The 20245-nt window shown below is 44.7% G+C and carries 11 protein-coding genes; 1 reads left to right on the forward strand and 10 read right to left on the reverse strand.

Annotated elements, in window-relative coordinates; translation table 11 throughout:
- From ilvD to ilvC, 5 genes are all read right to left on the reverse strand, one after another.
- Positions 1-1851: a dihydroxy-acid dehydratase gene (gene ilvD, locus SVI_RS18245; protein ID WP_013053128.1), complete on the reverse strand. Its 1851-nt coding sequence runs from the start codon at positions 1849-1851 to the stop codon at positions 1-3.
- Between the two features lie 204 nt (positions 1852-2055).
- Positions 2056-2979 (reverse strand): branched-chain amino acid transaminase, encoded by a 924-nt coding sequence (locus tag SVI_RS18250; protein ID WP_013053129.1) that lies wholly within the window; start codon positions 2977-2979, stop codon positions 2056-2058.
- A gap of 102 nt (positions 2980-3081) precedes the next feature.
- On the reverse strand, positions 3082-3309 hold the full coding sequence (gene ilvM, locus SVI_RS18255; protein ID WP_013053130.1) for an acetolactate synthase 2 small subunit: 228 nt from the start codon (positions 3307-3309) through the stop codon (positions 3082-3084).
- Between the two features lie 44 nt (positions 3310-3353).
- Positions 3354-5009: an acetolactate synthase 2 catalytic subunit gene (ilvG, locus tag SVI_RS18260; protein ID WP_013053131.1), complete on the reverse strand. Its 1656-nt coding sequence runs from the start codon at positions 5007-5009 to the stop codon at positions 3354-3356.
- Positions 5010-5611: 602 nt separating this feature from the next.
- The gene (ilvC, locus tag SVI_RS18265) at positions 5612-7093 is read right to left on the reverse strand and encodes a ketol-acid reductoisomerase (protein ID WP_013053133.1); all 1482 of its coding nucleotides are present in this window, start codon (positions 7091-7093) and stop codon (positions 5612-5614) included.
- 189 nt (positions 7094-7282) lie between these two features.
- On the opposite strand from ilvC, the gene ilvY reads away from it, so the two are divergent.
- Complete coding sequence (gene ilvY / locus SVI_RS18270; protein WP_013053134.1) at positions 7283-8155, forward strand: HTH-type transcriptional activator IlvY; 873 nt, start codon at positions 7283-7285, stop codon at positions 8153-8155.
- A 172-nt stretch (positions 8156-8327) separates the two neighbouring features.
- Here ilvY and SVI_RS18275 read toward each other — a convergent pair whose 3' ends face one another.
- The 5 genes from SVI_RS18275 to ubiA form a co-directional block, all read right to left on the reverse strand.
- A complete protein-coding gene (locus SVI_RS18275) occupies positions 8328-15266 on the reverse strand; it encodes a M4 family metallopeptidase (protein WP_013053136.1) in 6939 nt (2312 codons plus the stop codon).
- A 536-nt stretch (positions 15267-15802) separates the two neighbouring features.
- Positions 15803-16588 (reverse strand): serine O-acetyltransferase, encoded by a 786-nt coding sequence (gene cysE, locus SVI_RS18280; RefSeq protein ID WP_013053137.1) that lies wholly within the window; start codon positions 16586-16588, stop codon positions 15803-15805.
- Positions 16589-17005: 417 nt separating this feature from the next.
- Positions 17006-18109, reverse strand: coding sequence for a hypothetical protein (locus SVI_RS18285; protein WP_013053138.1), 1104 nt, complete (start codon positions 18107-18109; stop codon positions 17006-17008).
- A 151-nt stretch (positions 18110-18260) separates the two neighbouring features.
- Positions 18261-18818 carry a signal peptidase II gene (locus tag SVI_RS18290; RefSeq protein WP_013053139.1) on the reverse strand — a complete coding sequence of 186 codons (558 nt, stop codon included), beginning with the start codon at positions 18816-18818 and terminating at the stop codon, positions 18261-18263.
- Positions 18819-19360: 542 nt separating this feature from the next.
- The gene (gene ubiA / locus SVI_RS18295; RefSeq protein WP_013053140.1) at positions 19361-20224 is read right to left on the reverse strand and encodes a 4-hydroxybenzoate octaprenyltransferase; all 864 of its coding nucleotides are present in this window, start codon (positions 20222-20224) and stop codon (positions 19361-19363) included.
- Positions 20225-20245 lie beyond the last annotated feature (21 nt).

Here is a 20245-nt window from a genome sequence, read left to right on the forward strand (position 1 = left end):
TTAATCCTCCAGCATGGTGACATCTCTCACCGCGCCTTTATCGGCACTGGTCGCAAGCAAGGCGTAGGCCTTAAGTGCCAGAGAGACTGAGCGTTCACGATTCACTGGCTTCCAGGCTTGTTTACCACGCCCTTCCATTTCAGTACGACGAGCCGCTAATTCAGTATCACTGATAGCGAGTTTGATCGTGCGCGCCGGAATATCTATTTCGATTCTGTCACCTGTCTCAACTAAGCCAATAGTGCCACCAGCGGCAGCCTCTGGCGAAACATGACCGATAGACAGGCCAGAAGTGCCGCCGGAGAAACGACCATCTGTGATAAGTGCACAAGCCTTACCTAGGCCGCGAGACTTAAGATAACTGGTGGGATAAAGCATCTCCTGCATACCTGGGCCACCTTTAGGGCCTTCGTAGCGAATAACTACCACATCACCGGCTACCACTTTACCGCCCAAGATAGCGGCAACGGCATCGTCCTGGCTCTCAAACACACGGGCCGAGCCGATGAAGGTATGATTCTCTTCATCCACGCCAGCTGTTTTAACGATACAGCCATCTATGGCTATATTACCTGAGAGTACAGCTAGGCCGCCTTCCTGACTAAAAGCAAACTCACGCTTGCGGATACAGCCGCCTTCACGGTCATCGTCGACACTATCCCAGCGACAACTTTGACTGAAAGCCTTAGTAGTGGGAATACCAGCTGGCCCTGCCGAGAAGAACTTATGTACCGCCTCATCTTTACTCTGGGCGATATCCCATTTGGCCAGCACATCTTTCAGACTTGCCCCCGCCACATGATAGGCATCGTTATGAATAAGACCTGCTCGATCTAGCTCGCCTAAGATACCCATGACGCCGCCGGCGCGATGCACATCTTCCATATGATACTTGGGAGTCGAAGGTGCAACCTTACACAGATGGGGGACCAGACGAGATAGTCTGTCGATATCAGCCATGGTGAAATCAACTTTTCCCTCATGGGCCGACGCTAACAGATGCAATACTGTGTTGCTGGAACCACCCATGGCGATATCTAAGGTCATGGCATTCTCGAATGCCTTGAAGTTAGCGATATTACGTGGCAAAGCAGACTCATCGTCATGCTTATAGTAACGGGTAGCCAAATCCATGATGCGACGACCCGCCTCTAAGAAAAGATCGCGTCTATCGGCGTGAGTTGCAAGCATAGAGCCGTTACCCGGCAGAGATAGGCCTAAGGCTTCGGTCAAACAGTTCATCGAGTTAGCGGTAAACATGCCAGAACATGAACCACAGGTAGGACAGGCACTACGCTCAATCTTCTCACTGTCTTCGTCCGATACGCGATCGTCCGCGCCCGCCACCATGGCATCCACTAGATCCAGCTTGATGATGTTACCCGAAAGCTTAGTCTTACCCGCTTCCATAGGACCACCGGAGACGAAGATCACCGGAATATTGAGGCGAAGAGCCGCCATCATCATGCCTGGGGTGATCTTGTCGCAATTAGAGATACACACCAAGGCATCGGCGCAGTGAGCATTGACCATATACTCGACGCTGTCGGCAATAAGCTCACGTGAAGGCAGGCTATAAAGCATGCCGCCGTGACCCATGGCGATACCATCATCTACCGCGATAGTATTAAACTCTTTGGCTATTCCGCCAGCTTCTTCGATGGCGCCAGCCACTAAGGAGCCCATATCTTTAAGGTGCACGTGACCGGGTACAAATTGAGTAAAGGAGTTAGAAATCGCAATGATTGGCTTACCAAAATCACCATCTTTGACGCCGGTAGCACGCCATAGGGCGCGAGCTCCGGCCATGTTACGACCTTCGGTACTAGTAGCTGAACGTAATTTAGGCATTGCGATTGTCCTTTTATTTTAACAAGTTGCAAACTGTAAGCTGTAAGCTGTAAGCAACTGTAGAATTATAATTTATCTGTTCCAGCTGGCTCTGATGAGTTTAAATATTACTAGAACTTTACCTTTAATGAGCCTCTATATTAACTTTGCTCATTACCCTTTCCTATTAGCTTGTCACTTAAAACTTATGGCTTAAAGCTTCTTTTAAAGCACCTCCAACCAACCCCACTTGTCTTCGGTCTCACCGGTAAACAGGCCGAAGAAGCTCTCCTGAATCGATTTAGTGATGGGGCCGCGTTTCCCGGTACCAACATCGATTCTGTCGACGCTACGTACAGGTACTATTTCAGCCGCGGTGCCCGTCATAAATATCTCATCGGCGAGATAGAGGAACTCACGAGACATGGCCTCTTCAACCACTTCATAGCCTTTCTCTCGAGCCAGGATGATGATGGAATCTCGGGTCAGGCCCATCAAAATGGCAGCGGTTGCTGGCGGTGTATAGATTTTACCTTTCTTGACCACAAACAGATTAGCGCCAGCACCTTCGCTGACCAGGCCGTTGACATCTAGGGCTATACCCTCATCGAAACCATTACGTTTGGCTTCGGTGGAAATTTGAATAGATGATAAGTAGTTACCACCGGCTTTAGCGCCAGTAGGTATGGTATTGGGTGCGAGACGATTCCAGGAACTCACAGCTACATCAACCCCAGCTTCCATACTGTCTTCACCTAGATAGGCTCCCCAAGGGAAAGCTGCAACCATGACATCACACACAGCATCTTTAGGTGGGGTGATTCCCATGCCTACATCACCGTAGAAGGCCAGCGGACGAATATAGGCACTATTAAGGCCATTCTTCTGCACGCTGTCACGACAAGCCAACATAAGCTCATCATGTGTATAGGGGATTGGCATACGATAGATCTTAGCCGAATCAAACAGACGCTGAACATGATCGGTTAAACGGAATCCCGCCGGACCTAGATGAGTATCATAGACACGGATCCCTTCGAAGACAGAAGAGCCATAATGTAAGCCGTGAGACATCACATGTACCTTGGCATCACCCCAAGGTATTATCTCACCATTGAACCATATAAACTCTGCTTTCTTCGCGGTCATATCTATTTCCTCACTCTCTTTCAATATTCACTGCAACAGGCATTCGCTGTTTACTTTGTTATTATCGCTAATCTAATAATTTACCATCAGTAGCTATAGGCCTTAAGCATGTACCCGACAATCGATAACATCGAAAAGCTTGTCTAGCTGATTGGTCAGTAGCTCTATGGCTCGCTCACTCTCGACATGCATAGCCAGTCGAACACCTTGTTCATCGTCTAACTGCATATCCATCTTGATCACTTTAAAGCCGCGGTGACGTACCACTCTCAATACACGTTCCAATACTTCAGGCTGCTGCGCTAAAGTTAAACTCAATTGATAACTCATCTCTACTCCCTATCCACTTGTTCTTTTCTTTCCTGCATTGTGCTTTAAGTCTGTTTATCCATCTCTTCCATCATGTCTCTGTTACTAGCACCCGGTGGGACCAGTGGCCAAACATTGTGAGCGTCATCAATCCTCACATGGAGCAGGTAGGGACCTTCACAATTCACTAGGTGATCTAACGCCTCTTCCACTTCAGCTGTGGTGGTAATAGTACGGCCAGGAATATCGAATGCCGATGCCAAGGTGACAAAATCCGGGTTATCGGAAAGGTCTGTCTCGCTGTAGCGCTCCTCGAAGAAAAGCTGCTGCCACTGCTTCACCATGCCCAGTTTCTGGTTATCTATTAGCAAAATTTTAACCGCCAATTTACGGCGTTTAATGGTGGTGAGCTCCTGAACGTTCATCATAAACGAGCCATCGCCGGAAACGACGACTACGGTCGCATCGGGACGGGACACCTTAGCGCCGATCCCAGCAGGAAGGCCAAAGCCCATGGTCCCAAGACCCGAGCTGGACAGATGATCTTCTGGATTACGGAACCACATATGCTGAGCTACCCACATCTGATGCTGGCCAACATCGCAAGTCACCACACTATCTTGCGGCAGTTTATCGGCTAAGCGGTTCAACATGGCGGGGGCGAATATGAGTTCACCGGGGCGATCGTATTTCCACTTATGGTCGGCTTTCAATTGCGCAACCTCTTCGCGCCAGGGAGCAATATTCAACTCAGTGGCCAATACTGGCAATATCTGACGTAAATCACCGGCGATGGCGACTTCTGGCAGGCGTAGCTTGCCCAGTTCCGCCGCATCTATGTCTAAATGAATCACCTTAGCGTGTTCAGCAAAGGAGGCTAAACGACCGGTAACTCTGTCATCGAAGCGAGCACCAACCACTATGAGTAGATCACACTCCTGAACGGCAATATTGGCTGCCTTAGAACCATGCATGCCCAACATACCGAGGTAACCCGAGGTCTCTTTTTCTATGGTACCTAGACCTTTTAGGGTTGCCACTGAAGGCACACCTGTCAGCTTAATAAATTCACGCAATTGAGGTACGGCTCTCGCCATACCTACGCCACCACCCACATAGAGCATAGGTTTTTTGGCTTGTTTAAGCAGAGTCAATGCATCGTCGAGCTTGCAGGCCTCAGCTTCAGGCTGAGGGTACTTCTCCTGAATCGGAGTAAAGTACTCAAACATAGCAATCTGAATATCTTTAGGAATATCCACCAACACAGGACCCGGACGCCCAGAAGCCGCTATCTCGAACGCCTTATAAAGAGTGGGAACCAGCTGGTCTATGTCTGTCACCATAAAACTGTGCTTAGTACACGACAGCGACATACCTAAAACATCGATCTCCTGGAAGGCATCCGTACCAATTACGGCGGTAGATACTTGACCTGTGATGGCTACAACCGCAACCGAGTCAAGCAAGGCATCGGCTAACGAGGTCACCAGGTTGGTAGCTCCCGGTCCTGATGTCGCGAAACACACTCCTGTCTTACCTGTCGCTCTAGCATAGCCTAAGGCCGCGAACGCGGCGCCCTGTTCATGACGACTCAATAGGTGTTCCACTGGCGCACCGTAAAGCGCATCATAAATAGGCATGATAGCGCCACCGGGATAACCAAAAATATTAGTCACACCATGGTCGACTAGTACCTTGATCACGGCGTCTGCGCCACGCATCATCTGCCCACTCTGTGCTTGTTCTGCTTCAGAACTCGCTTGCTGTGTCTGCCCTTGTTCCATCTGCATCTCTCACTCTGTGCCGAACCTTATGGGGTCCAATATTGTAGGGTAAAGCCTTTTTTGCATTTTTATCAGTCGGGCTTTAAACGAAAAACCCCCCGGTCCTTTCGGAGCGGGGGGTTAGTTGCAATCTTTACCTAATCAGGTTTGTCGATGCGCCATGGGAGCCCCCCGCCGTGATCTAATAATCACTACGGTAATAATCTCAATAATGAGCAGGGCTAGCTGATTTAACATGCTTTGACTGTTTCCTAATTAGTTTGCTTGAATCTGGTGTCTTCTGATTAAGGTCGCGAGACCATTAATGAATACCACAAAGCCAATAAAAAACACAACAAAAACCTTATTACGAGAAGAAACACTTAGTTTCATTATTCAAACGATACATCAAAGTGATCCTTTGAATTTTTCTTTAGCCTAGCCTCAATCTTAAAATTATATCTTTATTCAATGCTTAACTTTTTATGTGTTCTTGTTTATCTTATTTTTTGAGGTAAGCCCAGCATAGTATCCGGGCTTACTCAGCATTTGTTGAGTGATTACTTCTCTTCGACAATTTGCTGCATAGCCGTCATATGACCACGTAACTCGGCACCCACTTTCTCAACACCAGTACCACGAATAGCGGCATTAACTTGGATCAGGCGTTGGTTATCGACACCATTGCTGCTGTCGCTTAGTCCACGACCTAGGAACTCCGGAGACATGGCGTTGACATAGTCACGCAACATAGGCACAGCGGCATGATTAAACAGGTAACAACCATATTCGGCAGTATCAGAAATAACCACGTTCATCTCATAGAGACGCTTACGTGCAATGGTGTTAGCTATAAGTGGTGTTTCATGTAACGACTCGTAGTAAGCCGACTCTGCGACTATACCGGCAGAAGTCATAGTATCGAACGCAAGCTCGACGCCGGCCTTGATCATGGCAACAAGGAAGATACCTTTATCGAAATAGGTTTGCTCATCGATATCTTCGTCGCTAACAGGAGCATTTTCGAAGGCAGTTTCACCAGTTTCGGCGCGCCATTTAAGCAAGTTTGCATCATCCTTGGCCCAATCGACCATCATGGCGCGAGAAAACTCACCGCCTATGATGTCATCCATATGCTTCTCGAACAAAGGAGCAAGAATGCCCTTAAGCTCTTCAGCCATTTCGAATGCCTGGATCTTAGCTGGATTAGACAGACGATCCATCATGTTGGTAATACCACCATGCTTGAGTGCTTCTGTGGTTGTCTCCCAACCCTGCTGAATTAGTTTCGCCGCATAACCAGGCTCGACACCGTCGCTAACCATCTTCTCATAACCTAAGATGGCACCAGTTTGCAGCATGCCACAGAGAATCGTTTGCTCACCCATAAGGTCAGACTTAACTTCGGCAATAAATGATGAGTGAAGCACACCCGCACGGTCGCCACCGGTTGCACTGGCATATGCCTTAGCAATATCGAAACCTTGAGCCTTAGGATCATTCTCTGGGTGAACCGCAATCAGAGTCGGCACACCGAAACCACGTTTATACTCTTCACGTACCTCAGTACCAGGACACTTAGGAGCAACCATGATGACTGTAATATCTTCGCGAACTTGCATACCCTCTTCCACGATATTGAAACCATGGGAATAAGACAGAGTGGCACCTTGCTTCATCAATGGCATGATTGTGCTAACGGCATTGGTGTGCTGCTTATCCGGCGTCAGGTTAAGTACAAGATCGGCATCAGGGATAAGCTCTTCGATGGTACCGACACGGAAACCATTGCCTGTAGCCTTTTGGTATGAAGCACGCTTCTCTTGGATCGCCTCGGCGCGAAGTGCATAAGCGATATTCAGACCAGAGTCACGCATGTTCAAGCCCTGGTTTAGACCTTGAGCACCACAACCCAGAATAACGATATTCCAACCCTTAATGAAGTCACAGCCTTGACTGAACTCATTACGATCCATAAAACGGCACTGAGCCAGCTGTTCTAATTGTTGACGCAAGTTCAGAGAGTTAAAATAGTTAGCCATCTGATATACCACCTTCTGGTCTGAAATATAGGGGAGTCACTCGAAGCACTTAACTGTTTATGTGCAGGAGCAGTAATTGAGTTCACTATAGCCCATGATTATAATTGCTTAAAATGATATATTCGGGATACTGCATTGCATTTATTGCAACACTGATTAGCTCTGCCCCTGCATTGCAATAAGGTCAAAATGGATATAAAAACGATCAAACTTTACCTGCACCTGTCGGAAAGCCTGCATTTTTCCAGAACCGCCCAAGCCATGCATGTCAGTCCTTCGACCTTGAGTCGGGTGATGCAGAGGCTAGAAGATGAGGTCGGAGCCAAGCTTTTCCGCCGAGATAACCGCAGTGTAACCCTGACCAGCGCCGGCGTTGAATATCGTCACTTTGCCGAGCAGACATTAGATCATTGGACCAAACTCAAGACTAAGATTGATCCTAAGCAAGATCTGCTCAGGGGTAGATTGAACCTCTACTGCTCGGTGACCGCAGCCTATAGCCACCTACCTGGGCTACTCGATAGCTTCAGGCGTGAGCATCCCCTGGTTGAGATAACCTTGACCACAGGTGATGCTGCCAACGCAGTGAGTGAAGTCAAAAATAACCGCGTCGATATCGCCATCGCCGCCCTGCCGGACCCTTTCCCCGAAAATCTACACTTCGCTAAGATAGATGACATCCCTCTGGTCATCATAGCGCCGACATATCGCTGTCAGGTTCAGGAATTATTAACAGAGTCTTATATCCCCTGGGACCGCCTACCCTTTATCGTGCCTGAACATGGTCCGGGAAGACGACGTATCGACAACTGGTTTAAGCAGCTGGGTCTGACTCCCAACATCTATGCCCAGGTCTCGGGACAAGAGGCGATAGCCTCTATGGTGGCATTAGGATGTGGAGTAAGTATTACACCTGAGATAGTGATCAGTAACAGCCCGGTACGGGATCGTATTCAGATAATCCCCACCCCCATAGACATCCCCCCTTTCGAACTCGGCTGTTGTTGTAGAAATAACAAATTAGACGACCCGATAGTTGCGGCCTTTCTGAAGGTAATATAACTAAATATTGATAACAGCAGCCTGACTTATTAGCCATTAAGGGCAATCAATTCTATTAAGGTATCGGTAAGCTGATTGCTGCTAAAAGACAGATATATCTTTATGCTCTGTGTACTAAGATCTGTATCTATACCCATAAAAAAGCCCCTTACGGGGCTCTGTTGATATCAGATTAAGATGAGTATCTCACCCGTCTTAATCGAACTAGATACACTATAAAGAGATAAATAATAGTCCAACCAAATATAGCTCCACCGGATGAAGAGTCTGGCTTTACTTCAGGCTCAGCTTCTTTGACTTTATTTTTAATAGTGAAGCTTACTGTATTCAACACCTCTAGCTTACCATCACTAACCGTGAGTATGATTTCCACACTCTGATCTGCATTCACCTCAGGTAATGACAAGTCAATAACACCTGGGGATATCTCTACCAATTGAATTGCAACATCCTGAGGTAGCTGCCACATAAAGGTGAGTTCATCTCCATCGAGATCGAATGAAGCAGATGCATCGACTCGCAGTGTCGCTAACTCATCGGCACTGTCTGGCGCAGAAAATACCGCTGTTGGGATACGATTGAGCTGAGATGAAGTCACAACCCCTGTCACTTCAACGTAACCATTTATCAGGCCATCAGAATCGTAAACACCACCATCTGCGATGTTAACCTTTATGCATTCATCACCTTCATTTAATCCATCTATGTAATCTGTAGATGCCATGTTAGGACAGTTACCTGTAGCGTCTAACTTTGACGAAGAAAATTGATTATGTGCATCTGGATAGAGATCCAGCCACTCACCATTGGATGTATAAACCCTTAAATATGAATCTGCGGGCATAGTCAAATCAGACGGTAAAGGTACAATTAAATAAGCAGACGATTCAGAGCTAGGTATAGAAACTTCAACACTAAAGACAGAGCTGACAAAGTCCGTCTGATTTTCATCAGCACTTGCTTGGGTAAACAGCTTGAGTTTAGAGGTCGCTCTAGTCTTAACAAGACTCATGTCATTAGTAGCAATATTAGCTATAGAGAAATTATCCTTAGCTAGCTCGGCAGTTTTAGCATTCAGACCATGAGCTAATATATTTAATTTACTCAGCTTAATCTCACTAAAACTACTGGTTAAAATGACATGTGAATTATCCGCTATGGGTAAACGAATTGGACTGTTGTCATTATCCAGATAATCTGGGATACCATCTCCATCACTATCGGCTAAACCTTCCTCGACATCACTTATACCATCCTTATCTGAATCTGAATCGCCTAAGTCAGGCACTAGATTAGAAACAATAATACCTATCATAAGCTCACTCTGCTTAATATCTGCAGTATTGGTTTCAGATACAGAAATAGAGACCGAGTAGAGACCATCATTTAAAACAGAAGGATCAAATTCCACACTAGTATTAGAGTCAGAAGTTACTACTGCAAATAGAGAGTCTGCACTAATGATACTCACTTCATGAGTATCATTAGTATTAAGATCATCTATTGCTACACTCAAGGTCACAGGTCCATTGTCAGGCTGAATAACACTCACCCTGCGACCTGCCTGTACTAGCTGAGTCGATATCACTGGCGCTACATTACCTGTAATTACACCCACATGAGCTTGAATATTTTGTGACAATACTGCACCAGTCACCTCTACCAAGGTCAGATTTATAGCTTGAGAAGCACTTAGATCTGCAGGTAAATCCACCTCAACATGACCATATTGCCCCTCAGAAATAGATACAGAATTAAATAACGTCTCGGCTAATCCTTCAATTTTATAACTCACCTCAACAGGGTAAGAAGGAGAGATGCCTGTCAACAACACATTTAATCTTGCTTTACTCCCAGCTTCGGCTTCTGCTTTTAGCTGTAGAGACACTTGTGGTTTTATCGCAACTTGAATCTCGGCAACACCTCTATTGCCACTGCTATCGACTGATTCGGCCACTAATGTATGCAGGCCAGAATTTAACGACTCCAGCACAACAAGATTAGCCTTGATATCACCATCCACTAAGTCGAATGCAGTCAAATCCAGTATATTAGCAATGTCAGTCAATATTCCCTGACTATCTATTTCATATAATGCATCTAGATAAATCTCTGGCGGTAAGGTGTCTCTAATCTCAAGTTGTTGACTAGCAAAGGATCTATTCCCTAAATAATCAACGGCAGTCCAGGTAACTTCATAGCTACCAATAGGTAACTCAGAATCTAGATTATGGGTAACTTGAAGCGGTAACCAGCCATTATCGCTGACCATGGCATCAGGGATAACAACTGAGGTCAGTGGACCTTGAGCTTCTAAAGTCAGCAAGGCGGCCAAATTGAAAGTAGGTGATTGGATCGAACCCACGCTAGCATCTCGCGGTGCCTCATCCTCGCTATCCATCACTCCATCATAGTCAGTATCTGTACTATAAATCGATGAACCTATCTGATACTCCTGTAAATTACTCAGGCCATCACCATCATTATCGAGTAATGCATCCGATGCATCAGAGATATCTGTACCGTTTTGTTCTTCCCAGAAATCAGGAATCCCATCACCATCGGAATCCAGGTTCTCGATTAAACCAAACCTTATATTATCTACCCATACGCTAGCATCACCGCTGACATACTTTTGGTATTCAAGCCTGATGGTATGAACACCAGCAGAGATAGGCACTACTTGAGGGGCCCAATCATTTGCGCTATTTATATATAACTGCGGTCTGCCATCGATGAGAACACTGAAACGACTGCCTGTTACCTTGGCATCAAATAACAAGTAACCAGCCTCAAACAGGCCTCGCCATTCAATCTGGGCTCTCTGGTTATTGCCAACTGCCTGTGCCTTTAGGCTAAATTGTCCCTGGCTAGCATGGGCTTGAGATAACTCCCAACCTGCATCTGCGGTATCGGGTTGTATCCAACCTTCAGGGATTTGATTATCTTCAAAAGTGACAGTTAAATCGGCTAAGACCTCAGGTGTAGACGTAGGATCTGTTGGGTCTGATTGGGTTTGAAACTCTTGATAATTGCTATAACCATCGCCATCACTATCGAGTTGTCCATCATAGTAATCTAACGGGTTTAAGCCATAAGCGACTTCCCAACCATCGGGGATTTGATCGTTGTCGGTATCTGCATCCGTGATTCTAGTGCCAGCAATAAACTCTTCAAGGTTAGTTAAACCATCATGATCTGGATCTAAATTAGCATCATTAGCATCACTGATATTAAGCTGGTTAACTAGCTCCCAATAATCCAACATTCCGTCATTATCGAAGTCAGATAAAGAACTCTCTGTTACCAGATGTACATTATCAATCCATAAACTATGCTCCCCTTCAGACCCCTCGAAGGACCACACAAAACTCGATATTCCTTCATACACTCTCATAGTCTGGGTTTGCCAGGTATCTGAGTTGGTATTCAGGTTATAGCCCTGGTAGCCATTCTGAATTCGAGCCGAAGCGCAGCAAAGATTATTTGTTTCTAGTTTATAATCGAAAACCAGATAACCATTAGAGAATAATCCGCTCAGTTTAATCTCCATAGCCTCGAGGGTAGCACCGCCAACATTGAGACTTTGTAGTCCTTCACTATATTGAGTAGCCGATACATGCCAATTATTTTGAGCTGTATTCACTAACTCCCAGCCTAGCGGTATATCAGCACCTTCGAAAGATTCGGAAAGGTCAGTGTAAACATTTGGAGTTGAATTAATATCAATAGGTGAAGTACCCGCCAGATATTCCTGATAATTCGAAAAACCATCGTTATCACCGTCTAACTGGGCATCGGTAGAATCTAACGGGTTTAAGCCATAAGCAACTTCCCAGCCATCGGGGATTCGATCGTGATCGCTGTCATTATCTATAGGGGAGGTACCCAGAGTAAATTCTTCAATGTTCGACAAGCCATCATCATCTGGATCTAATCCGGCATCAGATGCATCATCTATATTGAGACCATGTAATAATTCCCAATAATCCAACATACCATCGGCATCAAAATCTCCCAGAGAAGTCTCAGTAACTAAATGGACATTATCTATCCACATACCATGCAAACTATCGGTACCTGAATAAGACCATCTTAAGCTATCAACCCCATCAACAATCTGAATGACCTTAGTCTGCCATTCAGATTCAGAATTTGAATATAACCAATATTGTCCATTAGATGTTTGTACATTGGCATTTAAACAGCAGGTTGAATTAGTCTCTAGTTTGTAATTAAAAACCAGATACCCTGCGGAGAATTGCCCTCTAAGTGCGACTTCTACCGCATCATCACTCACACCTTGAACAGCCAAACTTTGCAAACCATCATTATGTTCTGTTGTCGATAGTTCCCAATTGACGACTCCAGAGTTCAGCAAGCTCCAATTTGGGGGAATGCTAGCTCCTTCAAATGATTCGAAAAGATCGGTATATATTGCAGGAAATGATGCAGAATCTATAGGTGAAGAACCTGTGATATATTCTTCATAGTTAGAAAATCCATCACCATCGCTATCTGAATCTGAATCTGAACTGTTAGGGTTAAGTCCAAATTCAACTTCCCAGCCATCTGGTAATCTATCGCCATCTGTATCAGAGTTATTAATCTGGGTACCAGCAATAAACTCCTCTAAATTGGTTAAGCCATCACCATCTGGATCTAGCCCAGCATCCGAGTCATCGTTCATATCTAAGGAGTTAAACTCTTCCCATAGATCTGGCATACCATCTAAATCGGCGTCTTCATCGAGTGGGCTAAAACGCACTTTATCGATCCAAACTGTATCCAATTGCCTAGAAACACTGCCATCTTTGCTGTATTTCCAACCTATGGTATGCATGCCCTCGTCCAGTCTTATCAGGTGCAGAGCCCATGCCTGTTGACCACTCCAGTGGGATACGACGACACCATCGATAACTAGCTCTAGCCGATCATAAAATGACTCAGTATCAGTCTTAAAATAAAAAGATAGTAAGCCGTCGTTAAATAATCCATTCCAACTTATGTCTGTGAACTCGTTATGCCCAATATCCATCGAGTTAAGGGAATACAAGCCATCCATAGCGAAATCACTCCCCGTCACCCAACTTGAATTGGCATCGGCAGAGGTACTCCAGCCAGTAGGAAGTTGATTATCTTCGAATGAAAAAAACACATCACTAATCACATCCGGTATAGAAGCGGCGTCAGAAGGATCTGAACTCATCAAAAATTCTACATAATTAGAGTAAGTATCACCATCGAGATCCAAGGCGGCATCGGTAGTGTCTAGAGGATTCAATGTAAATTGAATCTCCCAACCATCGGGTATTAGATCATCATCTGAATCTGTATCTAAAGGATCCGTATGATGAATATTAACCTCTTCTGCATCAGTTAAGTTATCGCCATCGGTATCAACTAATGTTGGATTTGTTTGTGCTGTATATTCTTCAAGATTAGTTAGACCATCACCATCCAAGTCTAAGCTGGCATCATTAGGATCCGTGTTATCAAGTCCATAATCTTGCTCCCAGAAATCATCCATGCCATCTAGGTCTTCATCGATAAAAGGTAAGTTGTCACACACAACTCCAACCTGTTCGAAAGCATCTATGACATCAAAGCCATTATAACTTAGGTCCATTGAAGCACTAATTACACCACAGGCCCCATCGATATAGTCGGCAGATTCGCTCCAATAATTGCTATTAGCGTCCATCATAACTTCGAAAGATTTTTGCACTCCCCAGCCAGCTTTATTAGCCAGTAGAAAGAAGGCTCGATTAAAGACACCACTACTATGATGAACATCGATGCCAGGGTAATAGTGAGCGGCATGGCCAATAGAATTACCATCTAGTGTCGGGTCTTCAAAATACCTGAGCGCTGTTGTCTGCTTAGTTATATCCGCGCCCACAAGCCAGTCATTGCTGCTGCGCATAAATACTTCGGCGGCTTCCCCGGCCATATCAGAGAAGGCTTCGTTTATGCCACCGGATTGGCCAGAATACACAAGGTTTGAGTTCTGATTAGTAAAGCCGTGACTCACTTCATGGGAGACAACATCGAGAGAAACTAAGGGATAGAAGCGGTTAGCACCATCACCGAAAGTCATCGAAGTACCATCCCAGAATGCATTTTCATATGAGTTACCATAATGAACACGCATGAGTAACTTAAATGATAGCGGCGGCCTGCCATACCAAGTGTTATACATATCGAAAACAGCAGTGCCATAGGCATGTGCATCGTTTAATGGAGAGTAAGCCCCATTGATCTCTTTATGGGTATTTCTATCACAGGCAAATGAGAATGTTTCAGTATTGCTACTACCGTGCTCAAGATCTACCGTACGAACATTATCATTTTCTAAGAAACAGTCAGCTGCCACCTGAGATACTGACATAGCGGCGTAATCTGTTCCGTATTCATACTGACCAAGCTTTGCATTACCACCCGGACCTCTAGCATCTACATGCTGCAAATTATTCCAAGTTTTTAACACTGCTCCGGTAACGGAATCTAAAATAAAGATTGGTCGGGCAATGTTGCCCTCATGATCTTGCACCTGAAAGCTATAATAAATAGCTAGATATGCAGTATCAGATTCATCTAAGTAGATATATTTTTTAATCGATGAATCTGATACCCAAGCATCGACCCCGATACCAAACTCTTGTTTAGCTTGAGCGAGTAAGGCGTTTTGTAACTCAGCTTTGATCTCTATCAAAGCAGAGAAATTCAAATTTGGCGAACTCAAATCTTCCTCTAAACCAGAGCTCAACTTTCCATTTAAAGCATATGCTTGATTCGATGCATTACGATGCACTACAACTTGATGCCCCCATACCGGAATTCCATTATAAAATTGCTGATACTTGGTATGAGTCCGTTGGCTAGCGGTCGCTGATTTGGAAGCTTGCTGTTGCTCTGAAACCGACAGGGTCTCGAGGGAATATTGACCAGTCTTTGAAATCGTAACGTTTTTTGCAGCAACTGGAAGAGCTAGGCTTTGCTCTATGAAAGAGATATCTTTTAATGTTAATCGGTTACTCTCGCCCGCTTGCGCAAAATTGGTACACGCTAGCATCAAAGGCAATAGATATAGTTTATTGTTATTTTCCATCTAATTTAATCATCCCTAAATTACAATTCACTTCCTGTTAGGAAAAACATTTTTACAATCAACTGTAAAACCGTAAAAATCCGTACTAATGCAGCATAAGATCTAGGTGTAGAGTTAATACTTGGAATATTAAGTTACAATTAACACAACCCTACTTACACCACTGAATATTAACACTTTTAACCATAATGAAACACAGAAAAAATCATACTGCATCAGCTATATCATAGGTTTTAGATAAAATTACGAGCAGGTACGGGGATTTCTGCTACCTAAAATATTTCAGGTAGCAGAGTTTAATGATGATCAGAGGTAGTTTAAAAAGACTCGTTAGCTAAATCGAGTTTAAGAGAGATAAGTGAGTGGTTTACTACTAACAATCCAGGCTTAGCAGTCAGACTCGTATATGGTTTGTTCCATGGTTTCTACTGGACATATAGACGCTGGTTTACCCACGACTTTACTGGCACACCCACGACCTTAATATGAGGGGAAACATCAGCTAATAGCACCTAGCCCACATAATGAATAATAGGTTAGCAGTCAGACTCGTATATGGTTTGTTCCATGGTTTCCGCTGGACACATAGATGCAGGTTTACCTACGACTTTGGCAGGCACTCCTACCACAGTAGTGTGAGGAGCAACATCATCCAATACCACCGACCCCGCACCTATCTTAGCACCTACGCCAACTTCGAGATTGCCCAAAACCTTAGCTCCGGCGCCTATCATCACTCCGGCACGGATCTTAGGATGACGCTCTCCCTGCTGATTCCCTGTGCCACCTAATGTCACCCCTTGAAGCAAGGAAACATTATTTTCGATAACTGCAGTTTCGCCTATGACAATACCCGTAGCATGATCAAACATGATACCTGTGCCCATCTTACAAGCAGGGTGAATATCGACACCGAATACTTCTGAATTACGGCTCTGAATAAATTGCGCTAGCTCGGTGCGGCCCTGATTCCAGAGACAATTTGCCAAGCGATGCACCTGAATAGCGTGAAAACCTTTGAGGTTCAATATGACCGTTAGGTAGCTCACAATGGCAGGATCACGCTCTTTCACCGCCTTAATATCTGTGGCCACATTGGTGAGCATCTGATCGCAATGGATAAAAGCCTTATCGAACAACTCACGGAATGTGAAAGGCGACACCACCCCATCAGAGAGTTTATTGGCTACGATAAAGCTGAGCGCCGAGCCCAGACACTCATGATTGAGTATCGATGAATAGACATGACTGGCAAGTAAAGGTTCCTTACGAACCAAGGCTTCGGCTTCGACCCTAAGCTGTTCCCAAACTTCATAACGCATATGACGTAAACTCTTAAATAATGAACGGAGAAGATGTAAAAATGCTATTTCAGCAAAAATCTAGCAGTGTAAAGTCTAACCTAATCTGTGAAGAAAACACCAAGCTATAAGAGTAAATCGCTATATGCCATAACAAACTGAAACTACTGGTTTAAAAATCACCGCAACATGACTTGATGATCGAGTCAACGAACCTCAGTGCTAAACCAGCAGCAACAACGACTTTAGCATCTTGGGGGATAGCATAAGAATGACTAGCGAGTCATTCAAGCTGCAAAGCCTAACGAGAGTGACCCTTAAGGAAGTGTATCCAAGCGTAAACATTTAATACTCAGCTGGTAAGTGAATTAACTCCACTGACAGGTGAAAAAACAGTGCAACTCTGTAAATAAAATAGCTCTACTAACGACTTATTACTCAGATACCCGAATCAGCCTGAGCGGGAAAATCACCGGGTTCACAAGCTGTCTCACAGTCATGCATCTGACGCTGAGAGTCATCATCTTGAGCTGAAATATTTTCACCATACTCTTGAATATATGCGGCTAATACTTGGGGGTCAGATACATGCATATCGATCACATCGACTCGCTCGGAGAGTTGGCCCATGCCACCAAAATAAGTCTGAGGCTTACTAAAGCTCAACTTGGTATTGCTAGTGTTACCGTAGCCGAAATGCAGGCCTTGCTTATCACTCTTTCTTGGATAGCTACCCAATTCAACATTCGCTATATCCTCAAGGTTTATCGACATAAAGCCCCAGACACTATTATTGATAACCAGCTTATCTTGATGTCCATAGATAGAGTAATGGCGAGATATTCGATAATTAGCTGCAAGCATAATGACACCATAGCCAGTAATGCTCGCCACGATAATGGCCACAAGTTCACTCCAGGAAGAGATGATCACATAAGCCAAGGCTGCCATAACAAGAGTACCTAGAGTCATCATAAACCAATGCCATCTGGCTGCGGAACGTAATTTGAGTTTGGTGATAGCGCCGACGTGATTTCGCGACAAGTAAGGAGTGGCGTAGTACCAGCTCGCAGGCTCAGATGCCAAGACTAATGCCAGAGAACGTTTCTTATCGTCTTCTTCTTGAAAGGTATCTAAGATATGGATTCTGGGATCACCAGATAAGTTACGCGCCTGCCACAAAGCCTTGATGATACTCACCATCAGAAATAGCTCGATAACCAATAGTATGGCTATTATCGGGTAACGCAGCCAGGCAATAAACTCGAAGTAGCTGGCTATTTCAGCCGGAAAACTAAATCTGGCCATTAAGCTACTCAAGCTAAATATGAGCAGCATCTTCCATAGCTTCTGCTCACCGACCTTGATGATGCAATACCAATAAATAACCGGCAGTACACAGAAGTAGAGAATTGAAAAGGCCGATACAATGAGCTGACGATTGCTCCCATCAAGGGAGTCTGGAAGTAACTGAAAACCTAATGCATAGCTGATGATTGCACTGATAAGAAAAATCAGCCTAAATTTTATGTTACGTCTCATAGAGAGCCCCAGCCAACAGATATTGCCATCATGCTACATGACTTTCTGTTCACTGAGTAACCATTACGAGGAAATGATATATTTACTCATACTGACTAGGCTGCAGGGGGATTAGGCTTAGATAAGTAAAATTTTCTTTGATCAACTAGAACTAGATAGCTGTGGTAACCGGAATATTACCAGCGCGATTAAGCCGCTCAATCTTGATGATACAGGGCGCCCTGAGTTTATAAGTCTGTTTCTGAAACTTATAATTACTCTCGAACCAATGAATATAAAGACGCATTTTCACATTTTCATTGAATTTGTTGTCGCTATAAAAATCACGATAACAATGCGTATTTGGCATGTAACCTGAACGATAGAGCTTAATGGTTCTTTCATCCAAGCTGATCTCACGATAATCTATTCCGTGCTCCGCCATATAGGGAAAGCGATACTCTCCATAATGAAACTTGCCATCGATAATCTCTATGTTCTTCCCTAGAGACAACAAGCTTTCTAGCTGCATGGCATTCAATCGACTAAACACACATAGACTCGTCATTCCGCCACTGACTAGAAGCACCAGACACCAAGACATAAATCCCTGACGCTTGAAATGAGTCAAGATCAACCAGAAAATGATAATCGTTGCGACACTGGCAGCCAAAATAATCTCAAAGACTTGCCACTCTCCCGCTTCGAAAGCCGTACCAGAATAAGTCATGATTCCCTCCATATAAATAACTAAATCCATTCACCCAAGCAGTAATCACCACTAGACACGCGAGGGTTTGACCAGATGATACACTAACTATCCAGAGCTATACCAAGCGAACCTCTAAAACGGGATGCACATCTAATTTCTGCGGCAAAATAGCGTTAAGACATCGAATAAAATCAGATAGAGAAACATGTCTCACGATTCATAAGTGTAGTGACACATTCCATTATATGCCCTCATTATAAGTGCCAATCTAATCCCATTGATGTCAGAATGATGAGCTCCTATCCAATCCCATTACATGTCAGAATGATGAGCTCCTATCTAATTCCATTACATGCCTGAATGATGAGCTCCTATCCAATTCCAATGAATGTCTGAATGATGAGTGCCAAGCTAATCCCATTACATGTCAGAATGATGAAGTAATAGACATAGAAACAACTGCAATTTTCTAGGTTAAGTATAGAGATCTGAGCAGGATGGAGCAGGAAAGCTAAGGTGGGATAGACATTGAGCCACTAGACTCAATGTCTTATGAAATATTAAACTAAATAATCGGCACCTAAGGCAACAAACAGGGCTAGGCCGGCCCAATTATTATTCAAAAATGCCTTGAAGCAAGGGGCGCGTTCTCTGGCATAAATAAGTTTCTGTTGATAGAGACTAAAGCCAACGAAAGTGATCAAACCTATACCATATACCAAACCGCGGTCTGCCGCCCAACCCGCCGTTATAAAACAGGCTAATGCGGCGAGCTGAAACAAGCCGATGATCTGTCTATCGTATTTACCAAACAGGATAGCCGTAGACTTGATGCCAACTTGCAAGTCATCTTCTCGATCCACCATGGCATACATGGTGTCGTAGGCCACGGTCCAGCACCAGTTGGCGAAAAACAACCACCATGCCTCGGCGGGAACACTGCCTGTTTGCGCCGCGTACGCCATGGGAATTGACCAACTCCATACCACGCCGAGAAACATCTGCGGCATATTGGTAAAGCGCTTAGTGAAGGGGTAGATGACAGTCAATATGATGCCAACGAAGGAGAGTTGAATCACCAAAGGGTTCAACATCAGCACTAAGCCGAAGGCAAAAAGCCCCATTACCCCGAAGAGTAGCAAGGCCTCTTTGCTAGAGATCTCACCACTGGCCAAAGGTCGTGACTTAGTCCTGTCTACGTGAGAATCGAGCTCACGGTCGGCATAATCGTTGATGATACAGCCGCAAGCCCGCATCACCACCACACCTAAGATAAAGATCACCAGAACCTTGAGATCCGGCATACCATCGGCCGCTAATATCAGTGCCATCAGACACGGCCACAACAGCAGCAAGGTCCCTATTGGGCGATCCATACGGGCAAGCCGCATATATACGTCTAACTTACCCTTTAAAAAACTCATCATTCAGGCTCTCCCAATACC

It is taken from the genome of Shewanella violacea DSS12 (assembly GCF_000091325.1).
In the GTDB taxonomy this organism is placed as follows: Bacteria; Pseudomonadota; Gammaproteobacteria; order Enterobacterales; family Shewanellaceae; genus Shewanella; species Shewanella violacea.